At 68.8% G+C, this 5,629-nt stretch carries 8 protein-coding genes and 2 pseudogenes; 9 read left to right on the forward strand and 1 reads right to left on the reverse strand.

What is annotated here, in order from left to right; translation table 11 throughout:
• From KPL57_RS64425 to KPL57_RS64465, 9 genes and pseudogenes are all read left to right on the forward strand, one after another.
• The coding region (locus KPL57_RS64425; protein ID WP_226359369.1) for a branched-chain amino acid ABC transporter permease at window positions 1-587 on the forward strand (587 nt) is incomplete at its 5' end.
• A 19-nt stretch (window positions 588-606) separates the two neighbouring features.
• Window positions 607-1,157: pseudogene (locus KPL57_RS64430) on the forward strand (ATP-binding cassette domain-containing protein); the annotation flags it as partial.
• A gap of 100 nt (window positions 1,158-1,257) precedes the next feature.
• Complete coding sequence (locus KPL57_RS73695) at window positions 1,258-1,416, forward strand: hypothetical protein (protein ID WP_374203996.1); 159 nt, start codon at window positions 1,258-1,260, stop codon at window positions 1,414-1,416.
• Between the two features lie 72 nt (window positions 1,417-1,488).
• Window positions 1,489-1,671 (forward strand): annotated as a pseudogene (locus KPL57_RS73700) (ATP-binding cassette domain-containing protein); the annotation flags it as partial.
• A gap of 43 nt (window positions 1,672-1,714) precedes the next feature.
• Window positions 1,715-2,203, forward strand: a complete 489-nt coding sequence (locus tag KPL57_RS69035) for an ATP-binding cassette domain-containing protein (protein WP_308253565.1) — start codon at window positions 1,715-1,717, stop codon at window positions 2,201-2,203.
• 126 nt (window positions 2,204-2,329) lie between these two features.
• Window positions 2,330-2,707, forward strand: a complete 378-nt coding sequence (locus tag KPL57_RS64440; protein ID WP_226359371.1) for a cytochrome P450 — start codon at window positions 2,330-2,332, stop codon at window positions 2,705-2,707.
• Window positions 2,708-3,070: 363 nt separating this feature from the next.
• Window positions 3,071-3,496 carry a cytochrome P450 gene (locus tag KPL57_RS64450; protein ID WP_226359372.1) on the forward strand — a complete coding sequence of 142 codons (426 nt, stop codon included), beginning with the start codon at window positions 3,071-3,073 and terminating at the stop codon, window positions 3,494-3,496.
• Between the two features lie 308 nt (window positions 3,497-3,804).
• Window positions 3,805-4,431: a transposase gene (locus tag KPL57_RS73705; RefSeq protein ID WP_226359375.1), complete on the forward strand. Its 627-nt coding sequence runs from the start codon at window positions 3,805-3,807 to the stop codon at window positions 4,429-4,431.
• Window positions 4,432-4,742: 311 nt separating this feature from the next.
• Window positions 4,743-5,300, forward strand: a complete 558-nt coding sequence (locus KPL57_RS64465; protein ID WP_226359373.1) for a hypothetical protein — start codon at window positions 4,743-4,745, stop codon at window positions 5,298-5,300.
• Here KPL57_RS64465 and KPL57_RS73710 read toward each other — a convergent pair.
• Entirely contained in the window at window positions 5,237-5,461 is a 225-nt protein-coding gene (locus KPL57_RS73710) for a helix-turn-helix domain-containing protein (RefSeq protein WP_226359374.1), read from the reverse strand. The two genes, KPL57_RS64465 and KPL57_RS73710, sit on opposite strands and share 64 nt — an antisense overlap.
• Window positions 5,462-5,629 lie beyond the last annotated feature (168 nt).

The following is a 5,629-nucleotide window of genomic DNA, read 5'->3' on the forward strand; positions in this document are numbered from 1 at the left end:
GCGCCACCGGGCTGTACGGCGTCCCGGCCACGGTCTCGGCGCCCGTCGTGCTCGCGGTGGTGGTCGTAGTCGCGCTGCTGCTCACGGCGTTCGAGTCCAAGGCGCTCGGCCGAGCCTACGAGATCGTGCGGGAGGACGAGGAGCTCGCGCGATCCCTCGGCGTCGACACCGACCGGGCGCGGCACCTCGCCTTCGTCGTCTCCGGCATGGTCGGGACGCTCGGCGGCGCCCTCAACGTCATGGTCCTGGGCGTGGTCAGCCCCACCGACAGCGGCTTCCCGGTGATCGTGCTCGGGCTCACGATGGCCATCGTCGGCGGGTTCCGCTCCTGGCGCGGGGCGTTCATCGGAGCCGCGCTCATCCAGTCGCTGCCGATCGTGCTGCAGTCGCTCGGGCTCGACCTGGTCTCCGACTGGTGGCCCGCCATCTACGGGGCCCTCATCGTGGTCATCGCGGTCTACGCGTCGCGCGGCATCCTCGGCCTGCTGCAGGACGTCGGGCGCAGGCTGCGCGAACGGCGCAAGCCACCGCCGGTCACCCCGACGGAGCCGGCGCCCGAACCCGTCCGGGAGCCGGGACGACGATGATGGCGGCGGTGGAGCGGCGATGAGCGACGACGACATCCTGCTGCGCACCGACGGTCTCGTGGTCGCCTACGGTGGCGTGCGCGCCGTCGACCGGTGTCTCTCGCTCTCGGTTCCCCGGGGCAGCCTGTTGCGGGCTGATCGGCCCGAACGGCTCGGGCAAGAGCTCCTTCCTCGCGGCCGTGCGAAGCTGGGCGTGGTCTCGGGCGGGCGGCTCGAGCTCGACGGCCGCGACTACACCCGCGCCCCGGCCCACGAGGTCGCCGGTCTCGGCCTCGCGCGCACCTTCCAGACGGTGCACCTCGAGGACAGCCTCACGGTGCTCGAGAACGTCATGGTCGGCGCCGACAAGCGGGTGATGTCGCGCTCGCTGATCGGCACGTGGCTGCGGCAGGGTCGCGCACGCCGCGACGAGCGGGCCAGCCGCGAGAAGGCCCTGGCCTGCCTCGACCGGGTGGGGATGACGGCGATGGCCGACCGCCACCCCCAGGCGCTCTCCTACGGCATGCAGCGCCGCGTCGAGATCGCCAGGTCACTGCGACGGACCCGACGATCCTGCTGCTCGACGAGCCCGCAGCGGGCATGGCAGGGCGGAGACCGACGAGATCGGGGAGCTGCTGGTGGCGCTCCGGTCCGAGGACTCACCCAGCTGCTCGTCGAGCACGACCTGTCGATGATCCACACGGTCACCGACCACGTGTTCGCGCTCAACTTCGGCAAGCTGATCGCCGAGGGCGACTCGCAGACCGTGGCGAACGACCCCGCGGTCCGCAAGGCCTACATCGGCGACTCCGACATCGCGACCGTCGCTGCGGGAAAGGCCGGCTCATGACTCCGTACTGAAGGTCAATGGCCTCACCGTCCACTACGGCAAGCTCGCCGCGGTCCGCGACGTCTCCACGACGTGCCCGCGGGCGCGATCGTGGCGCTGCTCGGCGCGAACGGTGCGGGCAAGAGCTCGACGCTCAACGCGATCACGGGCAGCATCGTCGCGACCGTCGGCGGTGAGGTGGAGCTCGAGGGCCGCCGCATCACCGGCGCACCGGCCCACACGATCGCGCGCCAAGGCATGGTCCTCGTGCCGGAGGGGCGCCAGATCATCGCCCCGCTGAGGCGTCGAGGAGAACCTGGTGCTCGGCAGCTACCTGCGTCGGGCCCGCCGCTCCTACCAGCGGGTCCGCGACGAGGTCTACGACATGTTCCCCGTCCTGCACGAGCGCCGCACCGCACCCGCGGGCCTGCTCAGCGGCGGCGAGCAGCAGATGCTCGCCTTCGGCCGCGCGCTCATGACCCTGCCGACGGTGGTCGTCCTCGACGAGCCGTCGATGGGTCTCTCCCCGCGGATGGTCGGCGAGATCATGGCTGCCGTACGCGGGATCCGCGAGCGCGGCCTCTCGGTCCTGATGGTGGAGCAGAACGCTGCTGCCGCGTTGACCGTCGCCGACGACGTCTACGTCATGCGCAACGGACGGATCGTGCTGCACGGCGACCCGGCCACGATCGATCGAGACGCCGAGCTCTCTGCGGCGTTTCCTGGGTGCGGGGGCCGCCTGAGCCCGCCGCTGACGAAGGGCGTCCGAACGCCGACCACGATTCCGCGGGAGTGGAGAAATGAGTGAGGTATCCGTGTCGACCGAGACCGCCGACGGATCCGAAAGACCGGCGCTCGACGACGCCGCTCTCGCGAACGACCTTGCACGACTGCTCGCTGCTGATCCGTCGCTGCTCGGGTCCGCCGGTGACGTGTGGCAGCGCGCTCAGGCTCATGGAGCGTCGTACTGGACCGGATCGCGCCACTGATACTCGGATACAGTCAGGTCAGGTCACTGCTGAACGACCGGAGGCTGGGTAACAACGGCTTCTACGCCGGCACCGACGCAGAGCGGGTGCGAGGCGGATTCACCGATGAGCAGCTCGTTCTGTACTGGGACGTTGCCGACTTCGAGACGAAACAGCTCAGTCGCGCTGACGGCGAACGTCACTCGCGGCTGCGCAGCATCGCACAGCGGGCGTTCACCCCGAGGCGGACCGCCCTGCTGGCCGAGAAGGTCTCTCGATACGCCGACGGCCTTCTCGACGATCTCGCGAACGTCGGGGACACCGTCGAAGTGTGTCCCAATTGACACATGTTCTGCCGTATGATGGTCATCGTCGACCTGCTCGGGGTTCCTCAGGCCGACCGTGGGCTGATCCGTGAATGGTCGAGCAGGCTCGGCCGATGGCGTGGCACCAACACACCCGACATACTGGCCGACACTCCTCGGCGATGACGGAGTTCCGTTCGTATGTCAGCGATCTGGTCTTCACCACGCGTCGGTCGGAACCGGAGTCGGACTCGTCGCAGCGCTGATGGGCGCAGGCGACGGTGGCCGGCTCGACGAGGACGAGCTCGCGGCGTTCTACGTGCTGCTGCTGCTCGCCGGGCACGAGACAACGACCAACCTCCTCGGCATCGGTCTGCTGGAAATGCACCGGCAGCCGGATCAGTGGCGGGCACTCTGTGCGGAGCCGTCGCTCCTCGACAACGGCATCGACGAGCTCCTGAGGTTCGTGAGCCCTGTTCAGTTGTCGTCGCCCGGGTCGCGCTCGAGCCGATCCTCATCGACGGTCTCGAGATCGGCAAGGGCGAGACCGTGCTGCCGATCATCGGCGGTGCGAACCGAGATCCGAGAGTCTTCGAGAGTCCGGGCGAACTCGACCTCCGGCGGGTGAACGCCGGCCGGCAGATCTCGTTTGGGTTCGGACCGCACTTCTGTCTCGGCAAGCAGCTGGCCATGCTGGAGGCGAGGATCGTGTTCCACAAGCTGGCCACGCGTTTCCCGGATATGGAGGCGGACACGGAGGCGGCGCGGTTCGGTGGCAGCCTCGGTCTCAGGTCTCTGCTGTCGATGCAACGTTCGCCTGGGTACTGATCACGGCGTCGCCGGATGACCCGAGCGGTCCCGCCGAGCAGGTGCCTACCACAGCGTCGGTGCGGTCGATCGCTCGTCGCGGAGCTCGACGCCATCAGGGGCCTCGCCGCCGGCTGGTCCATCGACATGGATCGTCAGCGTGGACTCCTCCAGCGTCCGGGCCCACCAGCATTCGGCTGGGTTCCGGAAAGGGGGCGCCACCACCGACTGGATCGAAGCCCCCGTCGTCGACGGTGAGGCCTTCGGACGGTCCCGGGGCGGGCTGACCAGCAAGATCCATCTCGCCGCCGACGGCCGCGGCCTCCCCGATGTCGATCATCCTCACCCCCGGCCAGGCCGGGGACAACCCACACCTGCTGCCGCTGCTGGATCAGATCCGGGTCGGCCGCGACGGACCCGGCCGACCACGCCAGCGTCCCGACCGGGTGTTGGCCGACAAGGCCTACTCCCACCCCTCGACCCGGGCGGCGCTGCGCGAGCGCGGGATCGCGTTCACCAGCCCGGAGAAAAGACCAACCAGATCGCCCGCCGCGCCGCGAAAGGCTCCCGCGGCGGACGCCCGCCCACGTTCGACCCGAGCCTTTACGTCGACCGCAACGTCGTCAAGCGGTGTTTCAACCGGCTCAAGCCGTTCCGCGACCTGGCCACCCGCTACGCCAATGCGCCGCCTACTACCGATCCGAGATCATCATCGCCGCGATCGTGTTATGGCTGCGCACCGGCTTACAGGACACGGCCTAGACAGGCATGTGTTTGCCGGCGCCTACAGACGTGGTCGTCGCCCGGCATACCTTTCAACGCTGGGCGCGTCTAGCCGGCCGCGTCTCCAAAGCTCGGTCCTCACCGGGGAGGCTCTGACTGGTCCAGGTCTCGACGACGCAGCGTGGTCACGTTCGGTGGTTGACGGCAACGGGTCCTCGTGCCACGTCATGTGACACGAACGTGGGGCGATCGGCGTGGTTGCTGTTGCTGCCGTGGAAGGCTCGTCAACTGTTGTTGCTGGTGGTGGCCGGTGTCCTCGTTGGCTGGTTGCCTTCCAAACTAGCGGTGCGGGTTCGATTCCCGTCGTCCGCTCCGCGTCTGACCAGGGATTATGTGGTCCCGTAGATCAACTTTGTTGGCTCGTGACACGAGTTGGACTAGTGGTCATGTCTCCCAGTATGACTACGGTCGTCTCCATTTCGGCGATGACGACCGCCCAGAGGGCACCAATATCACGCTAGGTAACCGTCGAACTGGTTCGGCGGTGGCGGCGAAGACGAGTCCGGCTGGCTTCCGGGGACGGCATCTGCTGTCCGGCCGGACTGCCCAAGTCACCGGCGCCTGCTCGGGCATCGACCCCGCGAGCGCCGATGCCCTGGCCACCGCGGGCGTCGATGTACCGGAGCGCCGGTGGATCACGACTCTGTTGCATCACAACGCCGAGGTCGTCGTCGTGGGTTGGTCGCCGTCGAGCGGGAACCGAAACGTGCTGGGCTCGCTGCTCCTTGCGGTGCACGACCAGCAGGGCGACCTCGTCTACGCCGGAGACGTCGGCACGGGCTTCACCGATGCCGCACGGCGGCAGCTGCTGGAGCAGCTACGCGTGCTCAGCCGCGATGAGCCGCCGATCACCGGCCCGACCCAACTCACGCACGCGTGGCCAGGCCGCGCACGTCGGGGCGTCGCCGTGCACTGGGTCGAGCCGCGCCTGGTCGGCGAGATCGAGTACAGATCCTTCAGCGCGGGTGGCGGGTTTCGTCATCCGTCCTGGCGAGGCTTGCGTCCCGATCGAGAACCGGGCGAGGTGCGTCGGCCCGCGTAGGGCCGCTTAGCAGCAGCGAGCCGATCAGACGCGTTCTCCGGCAAGTCCGTGCATGCGCATCTTGCGGTAGAGGGTGGAGCGGGGATACCGAGCCGGTCGGCTGCGATCGACTTGTTGCCATCGCACTCGGCCAGGGCACGGATGAGCTCCTCGCGCTCCATCCGCTCGAGTGGGGTAAGACTGCGCCCGGCTCCGGTGCGGCAGGTTGGTGGAGGTGCTGGCGGCGATGTCGGTGTGCATCGAGCTCAGCGCGGCGGAGCTGAGCGCAGCTTGAGCTCGCGCACGTTGCCCGGCCAGTCGTAGGCATGAGGGCCTGGAGGGCGGCGGGG

It is taken from the genome of Pseudonocardia sp. ICBG601, from assembly GCF_020496245.1.